Annotated in this window: 22 protein-coding genes and 1 pseudogene; 17 read left to right on the top strand and 6 right to left on the bottom strand. The window is 57.6% G+C overall.

Going from position 1 to position 23,448, the window contains the following annotated elements; all coding sequences use genetic code 11:
- Genes LJU29_RS13990 through LJU29_RS13960 form a run of 7 tightly spaced genes read left to right on the top strand, consistent with a single transcriptional unit; the run spans position 1 to position 7,017 of the window.
- Complete coding sequence (locus LJU29_RS13990) at positions 1-1,884, top strand: IucA/IucC family protein (protein ID WP_054078565.1); 1,884 nt, start codon at positions 1-3, stop codon at positions 1,882-1,884.
- Positions 1,874-2,794: an ABC transporter substrate-binding protein gene (locus LJU29_RS13985; protein ID WP_057452796.1), complete on the top strand. Its 921-nt coding sequence runs from the start codon at positions 1,874-1,876 to the stop codon at positions 2,792-2,794. The genes LJU29_RS13990 and LJU29_RS13985 overlap by 11 nt, the downstream gene beginning before the upstream one ends.
- Entirely contained in the window at positions 2,791-3,780 is a 990-nt protein-coding gene (locus tag LJU29_RS13980; protein WP_057422827.1) for a FecCD family ABC transporter permease, read from the top strand. The genes LJU29_RS13985 and LJU29_RS13980 overlap by 4 nt, the downstream gene beginning before the upstream one ends.
- Positions 3,773-4,804 carry a FecCD family ABC transporter permease gene (locus tag LJU29_RS13975; protein ID WP_257110769.1) on the top strand — a complete coding sequence of 344 codons (1,032 nt, stop codon included), beginning with the start codon at positions 3,773-3,775 and terminating at the stop codon, positions 4,802-4,804. The genes LJU29_RS13980 and LJU29_RS13975 overlap by 8 nt, the downstream gene beginning before the upstream one ends.
- Positions 4,805-4,814: 10 nt before the next feature.
- On the top strand, positions 4,815-5,606 hold the full coding sequence (locus LJU29_RS13970) for an ABC transporter ATP-binding protein (RefSeq protein WP_005734293.1): 792 nt from the start codon (positions 4,815-4,817) through the stop codon (positions 5,604-5,606).
- The gene (locus LJU29_RS13965) at positions 5,603-6,382 is read left to right on the top strand and encodes an IucA/IucC family C-terminal-domain containing protein (RefSeq protein WP_057452792.1); all 780 of its coding nucleotides are present in this window, start codon (positions 5,603-5,605) and stop codon (positions 6,380-6,382) included. Before LJU29_RS13970 ends, LJU29_RS13965 begins: the two co-directional genes overlap by 4 nt.
- Entirely contained in the window at positions 6,379-7,017 is a 639-nt protein-coding gene (locus LJU29_RS13960) for an RraA family protein (RefSeq protein WP_146754894.1), read from the top strand. Before LJU29_RS13965 ends, LJU29_RS13960 begins: the two co-directional genes overlap by 4 nt.
- Positions 7,018-7,021: 4 nt before the next feature.
- Here the strand turns inward: LJU29_RS13960 and LJU29_RS13955 are convergent, their stop codons facing one another.
- On the bottom strand, positions 7,022-7,468 hold the full coding sequence (locus LJU29_RS13955; protein ID WP_005757742.1) for an NUDIX hydrolase: 447 nt from the start codon (positions 7,466-7,468) through the stop codon (positions 7,022-7,024).
- 253 nt (positions 7,469-7,721) lie between these two features.
- Between LJU29_RS13955 and LJU29_RS29630 the strand changes: the two are divergent.
- From LJU29_RS29630 to LJU29_RS13940, 3 genes and pseudogenes are all read left to right on the top strand, one after another.
- Positions 7,722-8,543, top strand: a pseudogene (locus tag LJU29_RS29630) (PAS domain-containing protein); the annotation flags it as partial.
- Positions 8,544-8,573: 30 nt separating this feature from the next.
- Positions 8,574-9,083: a methyl-accepting chemotaxis protein gene (locus LJU29_RS29625; protein WP_223216237.1), complete on the top strand. Its 510-nt coding sequence runs from the start codon at positions 8,574-8,576 to the stop codon at positions 9,081-9,083.
- Between the two features lie 154 nt (positions 9,084-9,237).
- Positions 9,238-10,839 carry a putative bifunctional diguanylate cyclase/phosphodiesterase gene (locus LJU29_RS13940; RefSeq protein ID WP_057422832.1) on the top strand — a complete coding sequence of 534 codons (1,602 nt, stop codon included), beginning with the start codon at positions 9,238-9,240 and terminating at the stop codon, positions 10,837-10,839.
- A 45-nt stretch (positions 10,840-10,884) separates the two neighbouring features.
- Here the strand turns inward: LJU29_RS13940 and LJU29_RS13935 are convergent, their stop codons facing one another.
- Positions 10,885-12,003 carry a metallophosphoesterase gene (locus LJU29_RS13935; RefSeq protein ID WP_057422833.1) on the bottom strand — a complete coding sequence of 373 codons (1,119 nt, stop codon included), beginning with the start codon at positions 12,001-12,003 and terminating at the stop codon, positions 10,885-10,887.
- Positions 12,004-12,378: 375 nt separating this feature from the next.
- Here LJU29_RS13935 and LJU29_RS13930 point away from each other — a divergent pair, with 375 nt between their 5' ends.
- From LJU29_RS13930 to LJU29_RS13915, 4 genes are read left to right on the top strand one after another with little or no spacing between them, the layout of a single operon-like run.
- The gene (locus tag LJU29_RS13930; protein ID WP_122322785.1) at positions 12,379-13,371 is read left to right on the top strand and encodes a TRAP transporter substrate-binding protein; all 993 of its coding nucleotides are present in this window, start codon (positions 12,379-12,381) and stop codon (positions 13,369-13,371) included.
- A 4-nt stretch (positions 13,372-13,375) separates the two neighbouring features.
- Entirely contained in the window at positions 13,376-13,870 is a 495-nt protein-coding gene (locus LJU29_RS13925) for a TRAP transporter small permease (protein ID WP_005757730.1), read from the top strand.
- A complete protein-coding gene (locus tag LJU29_RS13920) occupies positions 13,867-15,153 on the top strand; it encodes a TRAP transporter large permease (RefSeq protein WP_004665402.1) in 1,287 nt (428 codons plus the stop codon). Before LJU29_RS13925 ends, LJU29_RS13920 begins: the two co-directional genes overlap by 4 nt.
- Positions 15,154-15,178: 25 nt before the next feature.
- Complete coding sequence (locus LJU29_RS13915; protein ID WP_122322770.1) at positions 15,179-16,405, top strand: aminotransferase class III-fold pyridoxal phosphate-dependent enzyme; 1,227 nt, start codon at positions 15,179-15,181, stop codon at positions 16,403-16,405.
- On the opposite strand, the gene LJU29_RS13910 is transcribed toward LJU29_RS13915, so the two are convergent.
- The 4 genes from LJU29_RS13910 to LJU29_RS13895 all read right to left on the bottom strand — a co-directional run bounded on the left by LJU29_RS13910 (position 16,378) and on the right by LJU29_RS13895 (position 19,641).
- Positions 16,378-17,271, bottom strand: coding sequence for a LysR substrate-binding domain-containing protein (locus LJU29_RS13910; RefSeq protein ID WP_257110766.1), 894 nt, complete (start codon positions 17,269-17,271; stop codon positions 16,378-16,380). The two genes, LJU29_RS13915 and LJU29_RS13910, sit on opposite strands and share 28 nt — an antisense overlap.
- Positions 17,272-17,350: 79 nt before the next feature.
- Entirely contained in the window at positions 17,351-17,785 is a 435-nt protein-coding gene (locus LJU29_RS13905; protein ID WP_257110765.1) for a Rossmann-fold NAD(P)-binding domain-containing protein, read from the bottom strand.
- Between the two features lies 1 nt (position 17,786).
- Entirely contained in the window at positions 17,787-18,374 is a 588-nt protein-coding gene (locus LJU29_RS13900; RefSeq protein WP_235668924.1) for an NAD-dependent epimerase/dehydratase family protein, read from the bottom strand.
- A gap of 199 nt (positions 18,375-18,573) precedes the next feature.
- Positions 18,574-19,641 carry an AraC family transcriptional regulator gene (locus LJU29_RS13895; RefSeq protein WP_122322772.1) on the bottom strand — a complete coding sequence of 356 codons (1,068 nt, stop codon included), beginning with the start codon at positions 19,639-19,641 and terminating at the stop codon, positions 18,574-18,576.
- Positions 19,642-19,905: 264 nt separating this feature from the next.
- On the opposite strand from LJU29_RS13895, the gene LJU29_RS13890 reads away from it, so the two are divergent.
- From LJU29_RS13890 to LJU29_RS13880, 3 genes are all read left to right on the top strand, one after another.
- Entirely contained in the window at positions 19,906-21,276 is a 1,371-nt protein-coding gene (locus tag LJU29_RS13890) for a flavin-containing monooxygenase (RefSeq protein WP_257112729.1), read from the top strand.
- Positions 21,273-22,121, top strand: a complete 849-nt coding sequence (locus LJU29_RS13885) for an SDR family oxidoreductase (protein ID WP_057424143.1) — start codon at positions 21,273-21,275, stop codon at positions 22,119-22,121. The genes LJU29_RS13890 and LJU29_RS13885 overlap by 4 nt, the downstream gene beginning before the upstream one ends.
- Before the next feature lie 80 nt (positions 22,122-22,201).
- Positions 22,202-23,164, top strand: a complete 963-nt coding sequence (locus LJU29_RS13880; RefSeq protein ID WP_257110764.1) for a zinc-dependent alcohol dehydrogenase family protein — start codon at positions 22,202-22,204, stop codon at positions 23,162-23,164.
- Positions 23,165-23,448: the final 284 nt, after the last annotated feature.

Raw genomic sequence — 23,448 nt, 5'->3', positions numbered from 1 at the left:
ATGAACTTCACTTCACTCGCCGCTGACCTGGTCATGCAGGATCTGGTCGATTGCCTGCTGGCTGAAGATTTCTTTGGCCGCGAGCCATTGAGCCTGCAGGACACCGCTCACTGGCAAGCGCGCCACCCGCAAGCCCCAAAACTTGAAGGGCAGAGCAGCACACAGCAAATCTGGGAATGGTGCTGCGATGACTCGGAGCAGCGCTTCATCAGCGTCGCGCTGCGCCCAGGCATTACTCAACAATGGGAGAAAGTGCCCGGCACGCCGGTGCTGGGCCGTCAGGCTGAGCGCTGGACGCAGTTGTCCCCGGAAGAGTTCATGAAATGGGTATTCGCCGGTAAAACAACCCTGCTTCAGGACAGCGAGCGCCAGGACAATGAAAAGGGCATAGCGCTTTTTCTGGAGGTGTTGCGCATCAGTGTCTGGCAGACCGCGTTGTCGCTGGACCATAAAGTCGACGAGCACAACCTGATGGCACAGGACGGCGCTACGTTCTTCAGGACGATGGAACAGTGGGCTTCGCTACGTGATCGCCCATACCATCCACTGGCCAAAGCCAAGCAAGGCTTGAACGAGCAGGAATACCAACAGTATCAGGCCGAGTTTGCCCGGCCGGTGGCGCTGAACTGGGTCGCCGTCGACAAAACCTTGCTGCAATGCGGTGACGGAGTAGGGGATTTGAACGAGTCTTTCCCTGCTCGCCACCTGCTGCCAGAGAATCTGCAGGCTGTCCTTGAGCAGGAACTGCAACAGCGCGGCATTGCCGACAGTCACGTTGCGCTGCCGGTTCATCCTTGGCAATTCGAGCATGTTCTGCAGGTCCAGCTGGGCGATGCCTTCACCAGGGGCGATTGTCAACGTCTGGCCTTCAACGAGGCCGCGGTATACGCCACCTCATCGCTGCGTTCGATGACACCGTGCCTCGACAGCCCCGATTACCTCAAATTGCCCATGGCGATCTATTCGCTCGGCGCGTCCCGCTACCTGCCAGCGGTGAAAATGATCAACGGCGGGCTGAGTGAAAAACTGTTGCGCCAGGTTGTCGACAAGGATGAAACCCTGAGTCGCTCGCTGCACCTGTGCGACGAACGCAAATGGTGGGCGTTCATGCCACCCCAAGCCACTCTGTTCGACGAAGGTCCCCGGCATCTTTCGGCCATGGTGCGAGGCTATCCGGCAGCCTTGCTCGACGATCCGGAATGCCGCCTGCTGCCGATGGCGGCGCTGGGTACACCGTTGCCAGGCAGCAATCGGCATTTCTTCGATGAGTGGATGGACTATCGCGACCTGCCGCGCAATCAGGCTTCGGTACTGACACTGTTCCGCGAGCTGAGCCACAGTTTCTTCGACATCAACCTGCGCATGTTCCGCCTGGGCATGCTCGGCGAGGTGCATGGCCAGAACGCAGTCATGGTCTGGAAAGCCGGTCAGGCACAAGGGCTGTTGTTGCGCGACCACGACTCGTTGCGTATTTTCGTGCCCTGGCTTGAGCGTAACGGCATGCGCGACCCGGAATATCGAATCAAGAAAGGCCATGCCAATACGCTTTATCATGACCGTCCTGAAGACCTGTTGTTCTGGCTGCAGACACTGGGCATTCAGGTAAACGTGCGGGCAATCATGGATACTCTGGCCCAGGTGTATGAGGTACCGGTAACAGCGCTGTGGACGGTATTGCGCGATGTTTTGGATAATCTCATTACAACCATCGAATTTGACGACGAGGCGCGTGCCATGATCAGGCATCAACTGTTCGAAGCCCCCAACTGGCCGCAAAAACTCCTGCTTACACCCATGATCGAGCGCGCAGGCGGACCGGGCAGCATGCCGTTCGGCAAGGGCGAGGTGGTCAACCCATTCCACAGGTTGCGCCGTGCAACCTGACCAACATTTGCATCCTTCGCGGCGCACGGTATTGCGCCTGTCATTGGGGTTACTGGCGCTGCCCGGCATTGCCTGGGCAGAGCCATTGCGCGCAACGCCACCAAGAGTCGTCACCTTGTTTCAGGGGGCATCCGACAGCGCCGTGGCCCTGGGCGTGACGCCGTGCGGCGTGGTGGATTCCTGGAGCGAAAAACCGATGTACCGCTACCTGCGCCCGGCGCTGGCGGCGGTACCGCATGTGGGCCTGGAAACCCAGCCTAGCCTTGAAGATATCGTGCTGCTCAAACCCGATCTTATCGTCGCATCACGCTTTCGCCATCAACGCATCGCGCCGTTGCTCGAGCAGATCAGCCCCGTGCTGATGCTGGAAGAGGTGTTCGAGTTCAAGCGCACGCTGGCGATGATGGGCGCTGCCATGCTGCGTCAACAGCAAGCCATGGACCTCCTTGGCCAATGGCAACAGCGTGTGACGGCGTTACGCAGTCGGTTGCAGGAGAAATTCGCCGGGCGCTGGCCGATCACCGTGTCGGTGCTCGACATTCGTGAAGATCATATCCGCAGCTATCTGCCCGCCAGCTTTGCAGGTTCGGTGCTGACCGAACTGGGCTTCGCCTGGACGCCCACTGCCCGCGAAGCAACGGGCGTTTCCCTTAAACTCAGCAGCAAAGAGAGTTTGCCTGTGGTCGATGCCGACCTGTTTTTCATTTTTCAGCGCGCGGACAGCAAAGCCGCGCAGCAAAACTACGACAAGATGGTCCGACACCCGTTCTGGCAACAGTTGCGCGCAGCGCAGGATGGTCAGGTATGGCGCGTGGATGCCGTTGCCTGGAGCCTGTCCGGTGGCATTCTGGGTGCCAACCGCATGCTCGATGAAATCGCTCGCGTGGCCATGGCGGATAGCCCCTCATGACCGCTGCGGTAAAACTGGGTCTGGGACTGTTGGTGTTGATAGCGTGCATGGGATTGAGCCTGGCAACCGGAGCCACCTGGATATCGCCCTCTGCGATTGTCCGAAGTGTGTGGCAGCCCGATGCGCTTAGCGCTATCGAGCATGTGCTGCTCGATACGCGCCTGACGCGAACCCTGATGGCTGTCGCCGTGGGTTCCAGTCTGGCGATTGCTGGCGCGCTGATGCAGGCACTGACGCGCAACCCGCTGGCCTCGCCCGGCCTGTTCGGCATCAATGCCGGGGCGACGTTTTCGATCATTGCCTGTTCGTCGTTGTTTGCGCTTTCGTCCATGAGCCAGTGGCTGTGGTGCGCGTTCATTGGCGCGGCGGTAGCAGGGACTATTGTCTGGATAATCGGCAACCGCGGGCAGGGCAGTCTCAACCCATTGCGAATTGTGTTGGCCGGTGCGGCGATCACCGCGCTGTTTACCGCGTTCAGTCAAGCATTGCTGGTGGTCAATCAGGACGGCCTGGACACCGTATTGTTCTGGCTGGCCGGTTCCTTGTCGGAACGCGATCTGACCACCGCCGCGCCATTACTGGTATGCGTGGTTGTGGCACTGGCCGGGTCACTGGTGCTGGCCGGGCAGGTCAACGTGCTCAATACCGGAGAAACCATCGCAACCGCATTGGGCCAGCGTACAGGCTTGATTCGCCTGCTGATGAGCATCGTGATCATTGTCCTGGCGGGCAGCGCTGTAGCGTTGGCCGGGAGCATTGGTTTCATCGGGCTGCTGGTGCCGCACATGGTACGCAAGACACTGTCCATCGATCATCGCTGGCTGCTGCCCGGCTGCGCGTTGCTGGGCGCAACGCTGTTGCTGCTGGCCGATACGCTAGCGCGGGTGGTGATCGTGCCTCAGGAAGTGCCGGTGGGCGTGATGACCGCACTGTTCGGCGCGCCGTTCTTTATTGCGCTGGTTCGCCGGGGGGCACGTTATGGATAGGCATCTGACCCTGCGCTACCGCGGCTTTTCTAGGCAGTTCAGCCTGACTGCATTGATACGTCTGTTGATCGGCGCAACGCTGACATTGCTGATCGCACTGGGCTCGCTGGCCGTGGGCAAAATCAACCTGTCGCCCGCGACACTTTTGAATGTTTTTACCGGTCAGGCGGATGCAAGTCTGGTTTTCATCGTCGAACAACTGCGCATGCCCAGACTGGTGCTGGCAGCACTCGTCGGCGCGGCACTGGCGGTGTCCGGGCTGATCCTGCAAAGCATCATCCGCAATCCGCTGGCTTCACCGGACCTGTTGGGTATCACCAGCGGTGCCAGTGCGGCGGCAGTGTTGTATCTGTCATTTTTCTCGGCTGCATTGGGGGCACAATTTCTGCCCTTGGCGGCGATTTGCGGTGCAGGCCTTGCCGCACTGGTCATCTATCTGCTGGCGTGGAATCAGGGCGCTTCACCATTGCGCATGGTGTTGATCGGGGTAGGGGTGTCGGCCCTGCTGGCAGCAGTGACGACGTTCGTTCTGGTGTTCAGCCCGCTGACCACTACCTTGTCGGCTTATGTCTGGCTGACCGGGAGCGTGTATGGTGCCAGTTGGCCGGAGCCTCGCGCCCTGGCGGGCTGGCTGGCGCTGACTTTGCCGCTGCTGGTGCTGCTCGCCCGACAGGTGCGCATGCAGCAGCTCGATGATGATCTGGCTCAGGGCATCGGTGTGCGTGTGCAATGGCTGCGCGCCGGGCTGCTGCTGGTGAGTGTTGCGCTTGCAGGTCTGGCGGTTGCGTGGGGCGGGGCAATTGCCTTTGTCGGCCTTATTGCACCACACATTGCCAAACGCCTGATGCCACCGGGGTTTACCGGGCAGGCGCTGGTGGCGGCGCTGATCGGTGCCAACCTTGTAATGCTCGCCGATCTGGCTGGCCGCACGCTGTTCCTGCCACTGGACCTGCCTGCAGGGATTTTTGTCGCGGTGCTGGGCACACCGTTTTTTCTCTATTTATTGATCAACCAGCGGCATTAAGGAATTACGGATGGCGTCAATCGCAACCCACGACCTGACCCTGAGTTACCAGCGGCAGGTGATCATCGACAGCCTTGATCTGCAGTTGCCCGCGGGCGAGGTGACCGTTCTGATCGGCAGTAACGGTTGCGGCAAAAGCACCTTGCTCAAATCCCTGGCGCGTCTGCTCAAGCCGCAGCAGGGCACTGTGGTGCTCAACGGTGCCGATATCCACCAGAAATCCACTGCTACGGTCGCGCGCGAACTGGCGATTCTGCCGCAAATGCCAAGCGCCCCGGAAGGCATCAGCGTACGTCAGCTGGTGGCACTGGGCCGTTATCCCTATCAGAACTGGATGCAGCAGTGGTCCGTTCAGGATGAAGCCATGGTCGAACGGGCGCTGGCGCAGACCGGTATGCAGGAACTGGCCGAGCGGCCCGTTGATGCGCTGTCAGGCGGCCAGCGTCAGCGCGCGTGGATCGCCATGACGCTGGCCCAGGATACCGACATCGTATTGCTGGATGAGCCGACGACCTTTCTCGATCTGGCTCATCAGATCGAAGTGCTGGACTTGTTACGCGACCTCAATCGCCAGGAAGGCAAGACCATCGTCATGGTCCTGCATGATCTGAACCTGGCTTGCCGTTATGCCGATCACATGGTCGCCGTCCACGAGCGCACCGCCTTTGCCCAGGGACGTCCGGCCGACATCCTCAGTGAAGCACTGGTCAAGCAGGTCTTCGGCCTTAATTGCCGGATCATCGCCGACCCGTTCTTTGGTACGCCGCTGTGCATTCCCTTTGGCCGGGAACTGCCGCAATGAGCCTGGCACAGGCTTTCAGCGAGCCTGAATGGGCGCTGCTGTCCGGGGCGCTGCGCCTCAAACACGCAGTTGACCGCGATACCCGCTCGTTGCCAGCCCGTGCATTGCTGGACGACGAGGTGTGCGAACAATTGCTTGCAGCATTGGGGCCGGTCATCGGCTCTCCGACGCAGGCGATCACCGCGTCGCTGTTGGCCAAGCGCTTTTCCTTCCTGAGCACCGGTGCCTGCCTGTACGCCATGTCGGTCTACGACAAGGGCTTGATCCTGTCGCTGGACAACAGCGTGATTGAATACGCACACGATGAGGGCCTGTGGACCTCTTCAATGCCCTTGGACGACGTAACACCTGTGGGTTATGAGCCGGGCACTCGCGAGGCGTGGCGGGAGGTAATTGTCGGCACCTTGTTCCGCGACCTGCTGCAGCCTCTGTGGGAAACCTTCAACCGCATCACTGGCATCTCCCGGCGCATCCTCTGGGAAAACACCGCCGTACGCGTTTATTCGCTGTACGACAAACGCATGGAGAAAGTTGAAGACCCGGCGATTCGACAGCGCTATGAAGCCGATTTCGACTGGCTGCTGAATCAGGCCGACCCGGCACTGTTCGGCCTGAACTACAACCCGTTGAAACACTTCCGGCGCCCTCCGGTTTTGCTCGAAGCCGAAGGCAAAAGCATCCGTTTTCGGCGCACCTGCTGCTTCTATTACGACGCCAGCAACCCCGTCGAGTATTGCTCGACCTGCCCGTTATTGAGGCCAAAAAAATGTCGATGAACAAGCACATTGCACACCGTCAGCAACAACTCAGTGACGCCGTGATAGAGCAATACCGGGGCATTGCCGCCTCCACCATCGGCCACCTGACTGACAGTGGTTATCTGCCAGGGATCAGACCGCTGTTCGACGGCGCGCGACTGGTCGGCAACGTGGTTACAGTCAAAGTACAGCTGCCCGACGGCAGCATCCTGCGCGATGCATTGCTTAACAGCCTGCCTGGCGACGTGCTGGTCATTGAATGCGTCGGCGACGATCATTGCGCCTGCTGGGGCGAGCTGCGCACCCTGGCCGCGCTCATCAAAGGCCTGGCCGGCGTAGTCATATCAGGCGCGGTTACCGACGTCGCCGCCTTACGCGAACATCGTCTGCCGGTATTCAGCCGAGGTATCAGTGCGGTGACCACGCGAAGCCTGGGGGAATGTGGCGAACTCAATGGGCCTATCAATATCGGTGGGGTTGTTGTTAATCCGGGAGACATCGCCATTGGCGATGACGACGGAGTGTTCATTCTGAGTGCGCAGCAGGCGAGTGAGTTGTTGCCTGGGTTGCTGGCCAAGGAGCAAGCGGACCATGACAAACGGGAGGAGTTTTTCCGACGACTGGACAGGGATGAAGCACCTGCTGCCGGTTAGCATATTAATCCAGCAGAGACGCATTCTTGAGTAGATCAAACAGCCCTTCAGGTACAAGCGTAGATTCACTGGTAAAACTGGAACCAGAATGCCACGCGGCCTTGAAAGTTGCCCCGTCGCTTTCAAGGCCATCCAGCCAGGGCTTCTTATAGATTTCTGCGTCGTCAAATCTTGCATCGTAGACCTGCACGATCTCGTGCCCTGGCTTGCCCGCGTAGGTAAAAATGCTCTCCAACGTGCCAATCAACCGAACGTTGCTGATCGAAAAGCCCAGTTCTTCATACACTTCCCGGACCACGGCATCGATACTCCGCTCGCCAAATTCTATGCCTCCGCCAAGAGGGCGAAAAAGCGTTTGCTTTGCAACGACGTCGTGGAATTCGTTGACCAGTATTTTTCCCTGGTGGTGAAAAACGCAAAGAGCGAGGGCACGAATGCGCGGTTCTGACATGAATAAATCTCCTTTCCAGCGTTCAGCATGAGTCACACACAGACGTTATCAAGTTGTTGTTCAGCCATTATTCAGGTGAATAGCTGACCGACAGCCACCTTACAATTTAATTCCGTGCAAACTTACAATTAATTGTCATGTATTAACCGTTATCGTACGACCAGACAGGCAATCTGGATCCTAATCAGATTTCGGAATTTACATCAGGATTTTCCGACGTTTAGTTGACCAGCGCGCTAAAGATTTCGATTCGATGACCGATGAAGGTGGCAAGCCCAAACTGTCCCGGATAGCCACAATGTTTAACTCTCAGTTGAAAAAAACCAATAAGGCATTGGAGCGCCGCCTCGCCATGCTTGAACAAGCAGGGCAAATTCTGAATCTGGAGACAGTTGCCGCCGTTCTGGACGGGGCGGGCAAAGTGCAGTCAGTCAATGCCTTGTTCGAGACAGAACTGAGCTATGCACAAGCCGAGATTGCCGGGCGCAGTCTCTCTGAGTTGAGCCCGCCAGAGCTGAGCGCTGATGTTCACCAGAAGCGTGCTCTGGCTGCTATTCGGGACGGCAAACATTTCAGCGGCACGTTGCGCCTGGTCAGCAAAACAGGGGCCAGGGTGTGGCTGAGAACTGTGGTCGTCCCCTTTAAAAACGAAACCGGCGGTGTGGAGCAGATCACGCTGTACTCAAGCGTTTTGACACGCACCATCGAAGCCTCTCGCGAGAACGAAGCCCTCGTGAACGCACTGCAACGGTCAACCGCCGTTATCGACTTCACCCTCGATGGAATAGTCATCGCAGCCAATGACAACTTTCTGAAAGCAATGGGCTACGAGTTGCATCAGATCAAGGGAAAACATCACAAGATTTTTTGTTTGCCTGAAGAGTCCGCCTCGGACGCCTACATGTTGTTTTGGGAAAGGTTGCGCCGGGGTGAATTTATCGTTGACCGTTTCCGGCGCGTCGACAAGTCCGGTCGTGATGTATGGCTGGAAGCGTCCTATAACCCGATTACCGACGCCAATGGCAAGCTCTATAAAATCGCCAAGTTTGCAACGGTCATTACTGAACAGGTTGAGCGTGAGAAAGCTGTCGCTGAAGCGTCGGAGATGGCCTATCAAACATCTATCGATACCGACGGCAGTGCCCAGCAAGGCCGAAAAGTCATCAAGGACACCTTGCAGATGCTGGGCCAGCTGACGATTTCGATGGAAGAGGCCACGCGGGGCATCGAGGCACTGGACTCTCAAAGTCAGGTGATTGGAACGATCATAAAAACCATCAGTGGAATCGCCGAGCAAACCAATTTGCTCGCACTGAACGCAGCTATTGAAGCCGCGAGGGCGGGCGAACAGGGCAGGGGGTTCGCGGTGGTAGCCGATGAGGTACGTCAGTTGGCCTCCCGCACGACCAAAGCGGCAGAAGAAATCGTAAACGTCGTGAAGACCAATCAGAGCCTTGCTTCAGATGCCGTGGGCGTGATTGTGCGCAGTACCGAGCAGGCTTCCGAGGCGCTGGTGCTGGCTAACGATGCAGATCGTGTCATCCAGGAAATCCAGCAAGGCGCCAACACAGTAGTTCGAGCCGTCAGTCGGTTTGTCGATCAGCGCTCGAGTTAGTTGCAAACGGCGGAACACTACCGAGCCCGGTAGTGTTCCCGATCATCATCCTGGCAAGGGTCAATAGGGCGTAGCGAATGCCGACTAGTGTGAAGTCTGGCGACCGCTGAACTGCCTGCAGTCGTACACCTGTCGTCATTTGAGCGTAGCGTTCATGTCATTCATTCGTAGTCCGCACATGGTTCGTAAATACCTTTACACCCTGTTGTGGTTTTATCTGTTTTCTATTTTTTTGGTGGCCATCGCGTGGGAATTCAAGCTTGAGTCCTTCGCCATGTACGCCATGAACTTACCGTATGATCAAGACTTTGAAGATGCCGAGCGCTGGCGTTTTGTATTAACGTCGACCGGGTTTGCATTGCTGTCGATGGTCGTACCGTTCATTCTTTTGAAGCGCCTGATGCAACGCTTGCAAGACAGCTACAACGACTTGCTGAAGTCGCAGGCGCTCAGCGACTCTCTGGCCCGCCACGATCCCTTGTCTGGCCTGCTCAATCGGCGCGTGTTTCACGAGCAGCTGGTTGCGCGCCTGGAGCAGCCATCTTCGCAAACCGCCGTTTTCCTGATCGATCTGGATAAATTCAAGCTGATCAACGACTCCCACGGCCATGCGGTGGGAGACGCGGCGATTTGCGCCGTTGCGGAAAGTCTGCGAGAGGCGACTGCCGGCTGGCAGGCTTCAGTGGCTCGACTGGGCGGGGACGAGTTCGGTCTGGCGGTCAGTGGTGACTTCACTCAGGTTGAACTGGCAACGCTGGCTGAAAGTGTGTTGGCTAAAATCGCAGCGTCCAGCGCGGATTTGCCGCGTTTAGCGCTTAGTGCGACCCTGGGCATTGCAATTTCGCCTTTGGACGGTTCGGATGCCGACATCCTGCTACAGCATGCCGACAGCGCCATGTACAGAGGCAAGAACGGCGGCCGCGCCACGTTTAACTTCTATGAAGTCAGTTTCGAGCGCGAACAACGCCAGCAGGAGCTGTTCGCGCAGGAATTGAGGCAGGCTATTGAGCACAACCAAATCCAGCCGTTCTATCAGCCTATTGTCAATCTTCCGGAGCAACGCCTCGCGGGCTTCGAACTATTGGCGCGATGGCTGCACCCCGAGCGTGGAACTATCATGCCGCTTGACTTCATACCCGTGGCAGAACAGTTGGGGCTAATCAAGCAACTCACTGAAAGTCTCCTGCTTCAGGCCTTCGATCAGGCGCGTGACTGGCCCAGCGACTTTACGCTGTCCATAAACGTCACTTCATTGATGATCGAAAGTGTCGATTTTCCCGACTGGTTGGCCCACGTGGCCAGTGAAGGTCAATTTCCACTGAGTCGGCTGGAAGTGGAAGTGACGGAAAATGCCCTTGTGGCCAATATCGACAGTGCACGCCTGAACCTGGAGCGTTTGCGCGCTATGGGTGTGAGCGTAGCGCTGGACGATTTCGGTACGGGCTATTCGGGGCTTTACCACCTGACCAAACTGGCCATCGACAAAATCAAGATCGACCGGTCTTTCTTTGACACCTCACTGGATAACCAAAATGAGATGGTCAAAGCCATCCTCGCTCTGGGAAAAAGCCTGCGCATGAAAATCACCGCCGAAGGAGTGGAGCACGAGGAACTGGCAGACTGGTTAGCCTCCCACGAGTGCGATTTCGCTCAGGGTTACTTGTTCGGACGGCCCTTGCCTTTGGCCCAGGTGACAGCGCTGCTGGCAATGGCCGAGCCCGAAGTGCCGATAAGGGCGCGCGCCAGTGCCGGGTAGCACGAACGTCGGGCGCACAGGATGTGGCGCGCCACTAATGGCAAGCTACGGTGCCCGCCGAAGCGTAATCCGGGTCAACTCCGAAGGCTGGCCAAGACGAATGGCAAATCCGGGCCAGAGTGCGGTGCCGTTGTTGACGTACAGCTGCATCCCGCCGACATCATAAAGCCCCGACACAAATCCCCCGTTGGCCAGGGCCAGCAGGCGGTGAAGACCGAAGATCATTCCGCCATGGGTATGGCCGGAAAGTTGTAAAGTTACCCCTTTAGCCGCGGTTTCTCGCGCGTTTCTCGGTTGATGGTCAAGCAGGATGATCGGTGTGTCTTTTGCGATGCCTGCTATGGCTTTTTCAACGTCTGGCGCGGGGAAGCCGGTTTTTGGTGCGGTCACATCGGTGACGCCAGCCAGAGCGATCCGTGCGCCGTCGCGCTCGATCAGAGTGTGGCTGTTGGCGAGTGGCACCATCCCCAGCGAGACAAAGTGCTGCATCCACGTCTGGTTGTCGAAAAAGTATTCATGATTCCCGGGTATGACATACACGCCATCAGGCGCCCGTAAATCGCGCAACGCTTCGACATCCTGCTTTCGGTTGTTGAGTGAGCCATCGATCAGGTCGCCGGTGATGACGATCAGATTCACTCCCAGCGCATTCGACTGCTGCACCACCGCCTGCGTCCATGGTGCGTCAAACAGGCGACTGATGTGCATGTCGGTCAGTTGCAATACTTTGTAGCCCTCGAATTGCGCAGGCAGGTTTTTGATCGCGATCTGGAGGTCTTTCACAGGCGGCACGCGCACGGCCTGCTGGACGCCGATTGCCGCCAGTACCAAGGCTGCCACACCGATGACGTAGCGCAGATTTGCCGGAATGGTTAGTGTTTTCCGGCGCAGCAGCATCGTCAGCAACGTTGCGATATCGACGATGATTTGCAACACCGCAAGCAACAGGATCGCGCCAAACGCCCAATTGAACAGCATCACGACGGTGCGTGGAAATTCCGGCGAAAACACGCTTCCGGAGGAAAAGCGGCAATACAGATGATATTGCGAGGCTAGAACAAGCAGCAGAGCAACGGCAATTCTGGTTGATAGCGCCCACGGCATTGGCCATAAGAACCTGGCGATAACGTACAGGCAAGGCAGGCTGAACATAACGTGAAACATCAAAGCGCTCCTTTAGTCATCCGCCGATAGTAACGGCTCGCCTCTCGATGCGTCGACCGGTGGGCTCCGAATCAGTTGACTGGGGCTCTTGCTCACTTGATTCATAAGCGGATGAAGCAACACCCGATACTGGAAACGTAGTTGGTGCCGCTTTCGGCTGCGGGCCCGGCCTTGCTCGCGATCCTCCCTTCATGGAGCGGGTTTTAAGTACCTGGAGCGTTGACTGAGAATGCCGGAATGGCAGGAAATGGCATCCATAAATAAACGTATGGATGCATTAAGCATCCTAATCGCAAAAAGCCATCTCTTAATTGACGCTAAGGTCGGCACTCATGGTTAATGGCTGCAACGCTATTCAACGTAGAGTTCGCCGCCATGCTCAAATTCTCATCTCGTTTAAACGCTGTTTTCGGAGCCCTGACCGGGTTGGCTTTGCTGATCGGCGCAAACGCCGCGATGGCGGACCAGACGTTACGTTTAGCCCACGCCTCCAGCTCCAGCAGCCTGATCAATCAGGCGATGACACGTTTTGCCGCCGAGGTCAGCGCCGAGACCAAAGGCGAATTGAACGTACAGATTTACCCGGACGGCCAACTGGGTGATGAAGCGCCTATTGTCGATTCGGTCGGCGCAGGAGCCATCGACATTGGCCTGGGCGGCTCGACCGACGGCATCGATCCGCGCCTGAATGCGCTGTCGCTACCATTTTTGTTCGAAGATTCGGTCGCCGTGCATGCCTACCTCGATAGCGAGGCCGGCAAGAAATTCCTCAGCATGGGCCAGGATCATGGCTTCGTCATGCTCTCGGCGCTGGACTCTGGCTTTCGTCAGTTCGCCAACAGCAAACACCCGATACTTCAGCCCGCAGACCTCAGCGGCCTGAAAATACGTACGCCGCCCAACCCCGTGATCCTGGCAACCATCAAGCAACTGGGCGGGCTGGGACAGTCGATTCCGTTCGGCGAGGTGTATACCTCGCTGCAATCGGGTGTAGTCAACGGTGTGGAGCCCGAGCTGCGCGATTTTTACGACCAGAAATGGTACGAGGTCGCCAAATATGTCTCGCTCTCGAACTACGTGTGGTCGGCTAACTTCTGGTTCATCAACAAGGACAAGTACGAAAGCCTGAGCACAACTGAACGGGCAGCTCTAGATAAGGCGGTGGTAGACACCACAGCCTGGTATCGCTCGCAGCTGGAAGCGGTGTACAGCAAGATTCAGCAGGAAATGCAGGGCAAGGGCGTGAAGTTCAATGACGTCAACCCGCGTCCATTCCGCGAGCTGAGCAACCCGGTGTATGCCCAGTTCGGCAAGGTCTGGGGCGAAGACTTCGTCAGCCAGCTGCGACACGACGCGCAAGGCGAGTGACGCCATGTCTATCAGCTCGCATCCCGACCAACCGCCCAGCAGCCTGGCTGAACGCTGCCTTGCCGTATTCGGCTCGCTGATGTTCGCCGTGACCTTTCTGTCCATTCTGGCAGGCGTTTTCTCGCGTTACCTGAATCTGCATGGCTTCGAATGGTCGTTCGAGATCGCCACGATCGGGTTTATCTGGGTGACATTTATTGGCGCCGTGATCGCTGAAATCAGGCACGAAAACGTGCGATTCCAGGGCCTGGTGGGCATGCTGCCAAGGTCTTTGCAAAAGGCCCTGGATGCCTTTGCCAGTGTGGCCCTGCTGGGTATCAGCGCCTGGCTGCTGAGCAGCGGTGTTGCGTTCATTTCACGCACCGGCTGGATGCCAACCCCAGTGCTGCGCTGGCCCGCCGGGCTGAGTTCACTGGCGTTGATCAGCGCCGCCGCGATGCTTGCGCTACTGGCTGTGGTTCGTCTGACACGCCTGATTCGCAACGGAGTACGCCCATGACCGTGCTGATCCTTTTTCTGGCGTTTTTCTGTTTGCTGATGGCTGGCCTGCCAGTTGTCTGGGCGATGGCCGGTGGCAGTATCGCGGCCCTGCTGTGGGGTGATCTGCACATGCCGCTGGCCTGGATTGCCCAGCAAACGCTGCGCGGTGCCGACTCGTCGACCCTGGCCTCGATACCGTTGTTTCTGCTGGCCGGGGAGCTGATGAACCGTGGAGGCCTGACGCTGCGCATCATGCGCGTTGCGGAGCACTGCTTTGGGCGTTTGCGCGGCGGACTGGGGCTGGTGAATGTCGCCACTGCGTTCGTCTATGGCGGTCTGACCGGATCAGCCACCGCCGATACTGGCACCGTTGCCAAGGTCATGATTCCGGTGATGGAGGCGCGTGGCTACCCACGTGCCTTCGCCGCTGCTGTTACAGCAGCCTCTGGAACGCTGGGCATTATCGTACCGCCGAGCGTCATCCTGATCATGTTCGGCGTGTTGACCAACACGTCTATCGGTGGTCTGTTCATGGCCGGCGTTATCCCTGGCCTGATGCTCGCCGCAGTCTTCATGATGACCGCTTACATAGTCGGGGTTCGCGAGGGCTTTCCAAAAGCTGAAGGCAAGATGGACTGGGGCCTGTTCCTGCGGGACACCGGTGGCGCGCTGCCTGCGTTGCTGATGCCGTTCATGGTGCTCGGGTCGATAGTGACCGGCTTTGCCACGGCCACTGAAGCGGCGTCGCTGTCAGTACTCTATGCGCTGTTCGTCGGCACCATTGTCTATCGACAACTGGGCTGGCGCGATCTATTCCCGGCCGTTACCGAAGCGGTGACCACCACCGGCTCGGTAATGATCATCATGGCTGTGGCCATGCCGTTTGGCTGGATCCTGACCTTCGAACTGGTGCCCCATACCGTGGCCACCTGGATTGTCGGCCTGCATACCGGCCCGCTGGTCACCATATTGCTGGTGATTCTGGTACTCAAAGTGGTCGGTTTCTGGCTGGACCTTGGCCCGGCAATGATCATCCTGGCGCCGATTCTGGTCCCCGTGGCCAAGGCTGCGGGCTTCGAGCCCTATCAGATCGGCCTTATCTTCACCATGACCCTTGGTTGGGGACTTTTCACTCCGCCTATCGGCACCAACATCTTTGTGGTGTGCAACGTAGGACGTATTGATATCGGTGCCGTATCACGACGATTGATACCGTTCTGGATCGCCACCGCGTTTGCCATCGCCTTGCTCGTGTTTTTCCCGAATCTGACCCAATGGTTGCCCCGCGTCATGGGCTATTGATACCTCCCATTTCCTGAGAATAAAGATGAAACATTTGATCGGTGGAATTTCCAGCGGCGGACGCGCTTTGCCCGAAATCGACGGCCAGGCTTTCAATGTCGCACGCTCCAATGGGCCATGGCTGTGGGACAGCAAGGGTGTGCGCTACGTGGATACCGCAATGGGTTTTGGTGCAACCATGCTGGGCCATGCTCAGAAGGAGGTCATGGCAGCGGCCAGTGCAGCAATGCTCAACGGCCCGATGCCTTCCTTTGCCCACGCGGGCGAGGAGGCCGCTGCTGCCGCATTGGCGACATTCACCGGCGATCTCAGCCAGGTGATCTTCCTCAACACCGGCAGCGAAGCCGTGCACCTGGCCTGCCGCACCGCGCGCGTGGCAACGGGTCGCCAGCGCATTGTAAAGTTCGCTGCCGGCTACGACGGCTGGTACGACTCGGTAGCCTTTGGCAATGCGGGGCAGGCCTCGGCCTTGATGAGCGGCACAACCCGGCCTGAACGTGATGGCATGCTGCTGTTGCGCTACAACGATTTTGAGGATGCCGAACAACTGTTTCGCGATTACAGCGACATCGCAGCCCTGGTGGTGGAACCCGTGTTGGCCAACGCAGGCTGCATCGAGCCTGCGCCGGGCTATTTAAAGCACCTCAGCGATCTGGCTCACCGCAATGGCGCACTGGTTATCCTGGATGAAGTGTTGATGGGGTTGCGCCTGTGTCCAGGGCTGACCGGCACGCTGCTGGGTGCCGAGCCTGATCTGGCCACGGTCGGCAAGGCGATCGGCAGTGGTATTCCGGTCGCCGCTCTGGTTGGCAAACCCGAATACATGCGTCTTTTCGAGCAGGGAAAAATCGTACGCGCCGGCACCTACAGTGGAGCGCCGCCAGCGTGCGCTGCAGTACTGGCGACCCTCAAGCAACTGGCGACCGCCAACTATGCCGCACTGCTGACACGCGGTGACCAGCTACGCGCCCAACTGGTCGCAGCCTTTGCCAGCAAAGGCATGGCCGTGAGCAGTACGGGTTACGGGTCAGTGTTCACGTTATGGCCATCGGCGATACCACCCAGAACCTACGCCGACGCGGCGCATGTGGCCGACAGCGAGTGGACGCTTGCGCTGCACAAAGCGCTGCGCCGTGAACGGGTCATGAGCATGCCGTTTGCCTTTGGCCGAACTTATCTGACCTTTGCGCATCAGGAAAAAGCGCTGCAAGCGGTGCTTGAAGGTTACAAGGCTGCCATCGCTTCGCTTTGAGACTCGCTTTCAGAACGGCTTTCGGCCTGAAAGCAATCACGGACGAAATGCGCCAGGCGGCGGGTGTTCAACAGGGCATGTTCGGGCACCAGCATCTCCAGTTCGATGCTTGGCAGCCGGGGCAACTGCTCGGATTTCAGGATGCGCCAGCCAGATGGAACAACTGAAGCGGGCAATACCGTCACCGAGGTGCCCAGCCGAACCGAATGCATGACGCCCGGCAGATGAGATGAAGAACTGACCACCCGCCAAGGCGTGCCCAATAGATCCAGCGCCTCAATGATCTGCGGACGCGCCCGGCAGCTTTCGGTAAATAACGACAACGGTAAAACTTTCTGTTGCTCGGGAAAATGCCCCGGCGCTGCGCACCACAACATCGGTTCGCACCTAAGTAACTCACCCTGCACCTTGGTGCCGGAGCGGGTGATGATCGCCAGGTCGATGCTACCTTCGGTAATCATGGACTCGAGGCGAGAAGAAAAATCACAGATGATTTCTACCTGTAGATGCGGATAGCGCAGGGTGAACGCCTGCATGAGCTCGCAGCCCAGCGACTCAAGATAGTCATCCGGCATGCCTATACGAACGCGAGTGGCTTCCTGCCCGCAATCGAGCGCGGCAAGCGCCTCGTCTTCGAGCATCTGGATACGCCTGGCGTAGCCGATCAGCCGTTCACCATGCTCCGTCAGCGTAACTCCACGGCGAGACCGCTCCAACAGCTTGCGCCCGACCCGGGATTCCAGCCGGCCCAGCATCAGGCTGACGGCTGCCTGGGTCTTGCCGATACGCTCACCGGCAGTGGTGAACCCGCCGCAATCGATGACAGCAACAAAAGCAGCAAGGCAATCGGTATCGAGATGGCGCATGGGGAGACCTCGGGTGAAACCTGATAAGCGAGGTCTATGCACGTTCCATTCCGTTACGGGAAGTGAAGCAACTTGAATGTCACGACCGAAGCTTCTCATTCGCCTGGCTGTTGAGCTGACGCTGCATATCCCAGCAACGGTAATGATCTGTCAGCGTTTCCGTGATGGATCGATATTTGATGCCCAGATCATTCAGGCTGCGCTGGTTATCCACCACAAAGCGAATGCCGAGGTGCTTGCTCAGATAATCCTGAGTGAGCCCGAAGAAGGGACCAATCAACCTGACAATAGCGTGGGGAATGCGGTAACGCGGCAATAACCAGGGGCGTCGATGCAAACGGCGCACAATACCAGCTATCTCCACGAAAGAAATCATATGTTGTTCAGCAAGAATATAGCGCCCCTGAGCGTCAACCTTGTTCGCTGCGATGATATGAGCTGCCGCTACATCCCTGACGTCCACGGTAGTCAGACTCAGGTCGGGCATGCCATGGAAGAAGTAACCGCGGAACATCTCATCCAGAAGAAACAGGCTTCCGGAGTCCGAGGCCGGCGTATAGAGAAGGGCCGAGGATCATGCCCGGATTGATAGTGGCCAGGCTCCAGCGAGTCTGCTTCTCGCAGATCCGCCATGCTTCTTTTTCGGCCTCGACCTTGGCGTAGTGATAGGGGTTGGTTTCAAGCGTGCTGCTGGTATTGAAATAGTCTTCGGTAAGGGTCTTGTTCTTCATGTGCAAAACGTCAATGTAATCGCCAAAGATTGCCCCGACGATGGAGGTCATGACGACACGAAGGACGCTGGGCGTTTTATCGACACTGCTCAGAACGTTCCGGATGCCCAGCAGTGCAGGCTCAAGCATTTCACGGCGGCCGTCCTTTATTTTTTCAGGCAGCAGAAAGGGCGACGCCACATGATGGACGACCGTGCAGTCGTGCATGGGCGCATCAAACGCGCCGTCTACAAGAAGATCTGCTTCGAACAGGTAAAGTTTGCCTGGATGTTGCTTTTGCAACGTCAGCAGAGGAAGCACTTTTGCCCTGTTGGTGAGGTTGCGCACGGTGGTATTGACGACATTGCCGCTGGCAAGCAGTTGCTGAATCAAGTGGCAGGCCACAAAACCGCCACCCCCGGTAACAAGCACTCGTTCTGTCATCACGGCCCATCTCTTGTTTGATTATTTATGGAGAGCAGAGAGCTACGATAAACAACCGGTCACAGAACGATCAGGGGTTGAGCGGACACAAAAGGGGGCGGCAGCGGACGTTTGATGATCACGTATGTTCTTGCGAGTACGCAAAAACTCAGGAGGTTGACAGGCCCTGGATGTCTTTTCGAAATTGTTGAATTTCGTATCTGGCCTCGCGGGGCGTTACCCCGGTCCAGCGTTTGAACGCTCGACGGAAATCACGAATATCGCTGAAGCCGGTTTCAGTCGCCACGTCGATCAATTTCGTTTCACGGTGGCTCAGGAGTGACAATGCCCTGGCCCTGCGTAGCGAGTCGATGACGCCCTGATAGGACTGTCCCGCCTCGTCAAGACGACGCCTTAAGGTGCGTTCGCCGATATTGAGCTGTTGCGCAAGGTCATTGAGTGACGGCGGAGCGCAGAGACGCTTGCGTATTTCCCGTTGAACGGTTTCGACAAGATCTGACGTGCCTTTTTCTTCCCAGTTTGCACTGTCCAGCAACTCTGCCACTTCTGCAGCCACGAAGTCATCGCGCGTCAACAATGGAATGTCCAGCCACCGGGCATCGAATTCGATCAGATTGTGAGCACCGGCAAACACCACCGGGCAGCGGAATATTTCGCTGTATCGTTGCCGGTGCGCAGGCTCTGGATATTCAAGCTCGATGCGGCTGGGGAGCATGTCATGATGCCCAGTCAGATGCCGCGCAATGGCCATCGCGCTGGCGAATGCCTCTTCCAGATAAAAACTGATCACGCCAGGGTCAAAGAACTGCGGCACCATGTAGGTCAGGCAGCGACCTTCATGAAGCTCCATTCGATGGCGGAGCAGGGCACCGGCATGCTTCTGGTAACGGATGGCCAGGTCCAGCGCCTCACCCAGCGTGGGACTGGCCTGCATACCCAGCCCGACAATGCCCCATGACACTGCTGTCTGGCGCTCGCCGACCGACAGAACCAGGCCGTCATCACCCAGCACCGTGATTGTTCGGCGTACCAGCAGGTTGCTTTGCCGATGCGACAGAAGATAGCCGGGCTTTTTCAGGTCATCAGGGGCAAAACCCAGGCCACGGCAAAGCCACTCGGCATCGACGCCACGTTCGGTCGCGTACTGCAGGAGCATGCGCGATACCTGCGGCGGAGCCGAGGCTTCAGAGAACAGTGGGTCAGCAATGAGCTTCATGTTGATCCGGACCTTTTACAGACAGGTTTTATTGTTTTATCGAATCACAGCATGCCTGAAAAAACAGCCGAAACACCCCTCGAATCGTTAAATTAATCATTGATCCGACCCGCCAGCCGAACAAGTCCGTTACCACCCCCTTTTACGTCCATTGGCCCCCTGCATGCTCCGCGCCTCCTTGGCTAACTTAGGGTTAGCGCTGTTGAACCCGAGGAATACAAAGTGAGCCACGAGAACAACAAGATCCACGATTGCGCCGACGCGGTGTGCATTATCGGAAGCGGCCCGGGCGGGCTGTGTATGGCGAGGGCGCTCAAGCGTCAGGGCCTCGATTACGAGCAGTTCGAGCGACACGGCGAAGTGGGAGGCGTATGGGATATCAATAACCCCGGAACCCCGATGTACCAATCGGCGCACTTCATCTCCTCTCGCGATCAGTCAGGGTTTATCGACTATCCCATGCCCGCGCACTTTCCCGATTACCCGAGCAATCGACAGATTTTCGAGTACGTTCGCTCTTTTGCGATGGCGTTCGATCTGTACGACAGGATCCGTTTCAACACCGCAGTCAAAGACGTTGAAAAAGAACAGGATGGACGCTGGCTAGTCACGCTGGCCAGCGGTGAACGACGCCGCTATCGCGCGGTAGTGTGTGCCACCGGCTGTAACTGGGACCCTAACATGCCTGAAGTGAAAGGTCAGTTTGAGGGCACCGTTCGGCACTCGGTAACGTACAAGAACGCCGACGAATTCAAGGGCAAGCGGGTGATGGTTATCGGTGCGGGTAACTCCGGTGCCGATATTGCCTGCGATGCGGCCAAACATGCCGATAAAGCCTTTATCAGCATGCGTCGCGGCTACCACCTCATTCCCAAGCACCTGTTCGGGATGCCGGTTGATGAGTTCGGTGAAAAGGGACCGCAACTGCCGATGTGGCTGGCGCGCCCGGTTTTCCAGACCATTTTACGGGTCATAAATGGTGATACCCGGCGCTTTGGCTTGCCCAGGCCGGACCACAAGCTCTTTGAGAGCCACCCGTTGCTCAATACCCAGTTGCTGCACTACCTACAGCACGGCGATATTCAGGTAAAGCCGGACGTGTCCCACTACGAGGGTCAGCACGTGGTGTTCAAAGACGGCACGCGTGAGCCACTCGATCTGGTGCTGTATGCCACCGGGTATAAATGGAGCTGCCCCTATGCCGCGAAGTATTTCGAGTGGCAGGGCGGTCGGCCCCGGTTGTACCTGTCTATTTTCAGTCGTGAGCATCACAACCTGTTCGGCATCGGGTACGTCGAGACGAACTCGAGCGCCTATAAGCTGTTTGATAGCGAGGCGCATGCTGTCGCTTGTTACTTGCGTGACCAATTGCATCAGAAAACCCAGGCCAGTCATTTCGATCAGTTGATTGCTACGGACGACCCGGATCTTTCCGGGGGAATCAAGTTCGTCAAATCCCAACGCCACGAGGTCTACCTGGAGGCGCATGCGCTCAAGAAGTACCTGCGCAAGCTGTTTCATACCCTGGGCTGGCCAGCGGTCGAAGAGGGGTATTACAAAAGCCTGCGTAAAGGCGCTGGCTATATTCCTGCGCCAATTCAACAGAAGGTCGCCATTCAGGAGAAGTGCTTATGAAAACGGTGGTCCTGATTACCGGCGCGGCAGGCGGCATTGGCCAGGCGATCTGCGCTCAACTGATCCGCAGGGGCATGCAACTGATACTGGCAGACATCGACGAAAAGCAGCTGCGTGTGCTGGCGGAAAGCCTTGGCGAAGATGCTTTTCCCTATGTAGTTGATCTGACCGACCAGGAAAGCCTGGCAGGCTTGATGACCTACATAGAGTCAGAGTTTGGCCGACTTGACGTGTTGATCAACAATGCAGCCATTGCAGTAGTCGAAGCGTTTGATACACGCTCGGTGGAAAGCATCAGTCGAGAGCTCAACATCAATCTCGTCGCACCGCTGATCCTGACTCGTCTGGCCATTCCATTGCTCAAGCGCTCGAACGACGCCCGGATCATATCCACTGTTTCATTGGGGGGCGTATTTCCCACGCCCGAATCACCGATCTACTGCGCGAGCAAGTTCGGCCTGCGCGGCGCAATGCTCTCGATCGGTCTGGATCTGGCCGAGAAGGGCATCAAGGTCGGCTCCATCCTGCCAACCGCGACAGACACCCAAATGCTGCGCAAGGAAGCGATCGAAGGCGGCAACGCTTTACAGTTCATTGCACCGCCACAATCGCCGGACGACGTCGCACGTCAGGTGTTACTCATGCTCGACAAACCGTGCCTGGAACGGACACCGAAACCGAGCGAATCCTTGGCATCCAGTCTGGCTATGCTGTTCCCCAACCTGTTGCCGCGCACCACCCGGTTGCTGCAAAAGCGCGGTGAGAAAGGCATGAAGAAGTACATCGAGTCGCTCGGCGAGCGCGGTCTGGCGCATCGGGTGGAGGGGATTTGGCGTTTGAAATAGCAGCCGTCTGCGCTGCGGACAACACAGAGCGTTTCAGGGCTAAGGGCTTGCGGACATCGTTCGTCCAGGGGCGATGACAGTTGATCGAGCCAGACGGACCGGGGCAAGCCATTGTGGCGCCTCGTCTGGTGAGTCTCATCAGTCGTGATGTCCAGATCCTTCATGGCGTTTACGGTGCCAGACAGGAGCCGGAGCGCATTCCGGTTTCCGAAGGTGTGGGCGAGGTCATCGCTGTAGGCGAGGGCGTCAGTCAGGTCAAAGTGGGTGACCGGGTTATCTGCGGTCACTTCCCGGACTGGCTGGAAGGCTCATTCAGAATCGACGTGTTTGCCCATGACGTCGGCGTAACACACGACGGCTGGCTGGCGGAAAAAGTCGTATTACCCGCCGCAGCGTTGATTTGCGTGCCGGAATCTCTGGCGGACAAGGACGTTGCCGCGCTCGCATCTGCGGGCCTGACAGCCTGGAACGCGCTGATGAAGGTGTGCAAAGTCAAACCGGGCGAGCTGGTCCTTTGTCTCGGAACCGGCGGGGTGGCGCTGGCCGCTTTGAAGCTTGCGAGGCTCCACGGCGCGCGCGTGGCAATTACCTCGTCAAGTGACGAAAAACTGGACATCGCCCGCCAGCTGGGCGCGGTCATTACCATCAATTACCGAACACACCCTGACTGGGCTGCGCAAGTCATGGCGCTCACCAATAACACCGGTGCGGACGTCATCCTAGAAACCGGAGGCCAGGACACCCTGGGGCAATCAATCGCTGCCGCTGCCGTCAACGGACGTATCGCGGTCATTGGTGTGACCCCGGGGAAGCACTCTCCGATTCCCGATTACCTGTCCCTCATCCTGAAAAATGTAACCATCAGGGGCATTGCCAATGGTAGCCGCGCGATGTTTGTCGACCTCATACGCGCAATCGAGGCAAATGGGATTGAAACCGTTGTTGCCAGGACGTTCAAATTCGCTGATGCACCCCAGGCCTATGCTTATTTTGCTGCGGCAAAGCATATAGGAAAGGTATTGATCGAGTTTGAGCGCAACTGAGGGCAGGGCACAGGATCATCCGGAAAATGGCAAAAGGCTTACACGATCTGGAGTGGATCCACTCTGTACGGCGCCACGGCGAAGGAGCAATCTAAACCCATCAACTGCAAGCGCAGGAAGCGCTTCACAGGTCACGGATGATCACCATTGCCGGGATGGCTACCGACAGGATGTCGGAATGGTATTGATGGAAAAAACAACCCGCTTCGGCGGTTTTTTTTATGCGCGCAAATAATTGACGCGCCTGCAAATGTAATCGACGCTGGCGGCAACGGTTTTGCAGA

This window comes from Pseudomonas ficuserectae, assembly GCF_024584585.1.
In the GTDB taxonomy this organism is placed as follows: Bacteria; Pseudomonadota; Gammaproteobacteria; order Pseudomonadales; family Pseudomonadaceae; genus Aquipseudomonas; species Aquipseudomonas amygdali.
The sequence above is the reverse complement of the archived record's forward strand: the minus strand, read 5'-3'. Positions and strand labels throughout refer to the sequence as shown.

Coding starts and splice junctions, on each gene's coding strand:
- LJU29_RS13990 (WP_054078565.1), top strand. CDS start 1: ATGAACTTCACTTCACTCGCCGCTGACCTGGTCATGCAGGATCTGGTC.
- LJU29_RS13980 (WP_057422827.1), top strand. CDS start 2,791: ATGACCGCTGCGGTAAAACTGGGTCTGGGACTGTTGGTGTTGATAGCG.
- LJU29_RS13975 (WP_257110769.1), top strand. CDS start 3,773: ATGGATAGGCATCTGACCCTGCGCTACCGCGGCTTTTCTAGGCAGTTC.
- LJU29_RS13970 (WP_005734293.1), top strand. CDS start 4,815: ATGGCGTCAATCGCAACCCACGACCTGACCCTGAGTTACCAGCGGCAG.
- LJU29_RS13965 (WP_057452792.1), top strand. CDS start 5,603: ATGAGCCTGGCACAGGCTTTCAGCGAGCCTGAATGGGCGCTGCTGTCC.
- LJU29_RS13960 (WP_146754894.1), top strand. CDS start 6,379: ATGAACAAGCACATTGCACACCGTCAGCAACAACTCAGTGACGCCGTG.
- LJU29_RS13955 (WP_005757742.1), bottom strand. CDS start 7,468: ATGTCAGAACCGCGCATTCGTGCCCTCGCTCTTTGCGTTTTTCACCAC.
- LJU29_RS29625 (WP_223216237.1), top strand. CDS start 8,574: ATGGCCTATCAAACATCTATCGATACCGACGGCAGTGCCCAGCAAGGC.
- LJU29_RS13940 (WP_057422832.1), top strand. CDS start 9,238: ATGTCATTCATTCGTAGTCCGCACATGGTTCGTAAATACCTTTACACC.
- LJU29_RS13935 (WP_057422833.1), bottom strand. CDS start 12,003: ATGTTTCACGTTATGTTCAGCCTGCCTTGCCTGTACGTTATCGCCAGG.
- LJU29_RS13930 (WP_122322785.1), top strand. CDS start 12,379: ATGCTCAAATTCTCATCTCGTTTAAACGCTGTTTTCGGAGCCCTGACC.
- LJU29_RS13925 (WP_005757730.1), top strand. CDS start 13,376: ATGTCTATCAGCTCGCATCCCGACCAACCGCCCAGCAGCCTGGCTGAA.
- LJU29_RS13920 (WP_004665402.1), top strand. CDS start 13,867: ATGACCGTGCTGATCCTTTTTCTGGCGTTTTTCTGTTTGCTGATGGCT.
- LJU29_RS13915 (WP_122322770.1), top strand. CDS start 15,179: ATGAAACATTTGATCGGTGGAATTTCCAGCGGCGGACGCGCTTTGCCC.
- LJU29_RS13910 (WP_257110766.1), bottom strand. CDS start 17,271: ATGCGCCATCTCGATACCGATTGCCTTGCTGCTTTTGTTGCTGTCATC.
- LJU29_RS13905 (WP_257110765.1), bottom strand. CDS start 17,785: ATGTTCCGCGGTTACTTCTTCCATGGCATGCCCGACCTGAGTCTGACT.
- LJU29_RS13895 (WP_122322772.1), bottom strand. CDS start 19,641: ATGAAGCTCATTGCTGACCCACTGTTCTCTGAAGCCTCGGCTCCGCCG.
- LJU29_RS13885 (WP_057424143.1), top strand. CDS start 21,273: ATGAAAACGGTGGTCCTGATTACCGGCGCGGCAGGCGGCATTGGCCAG.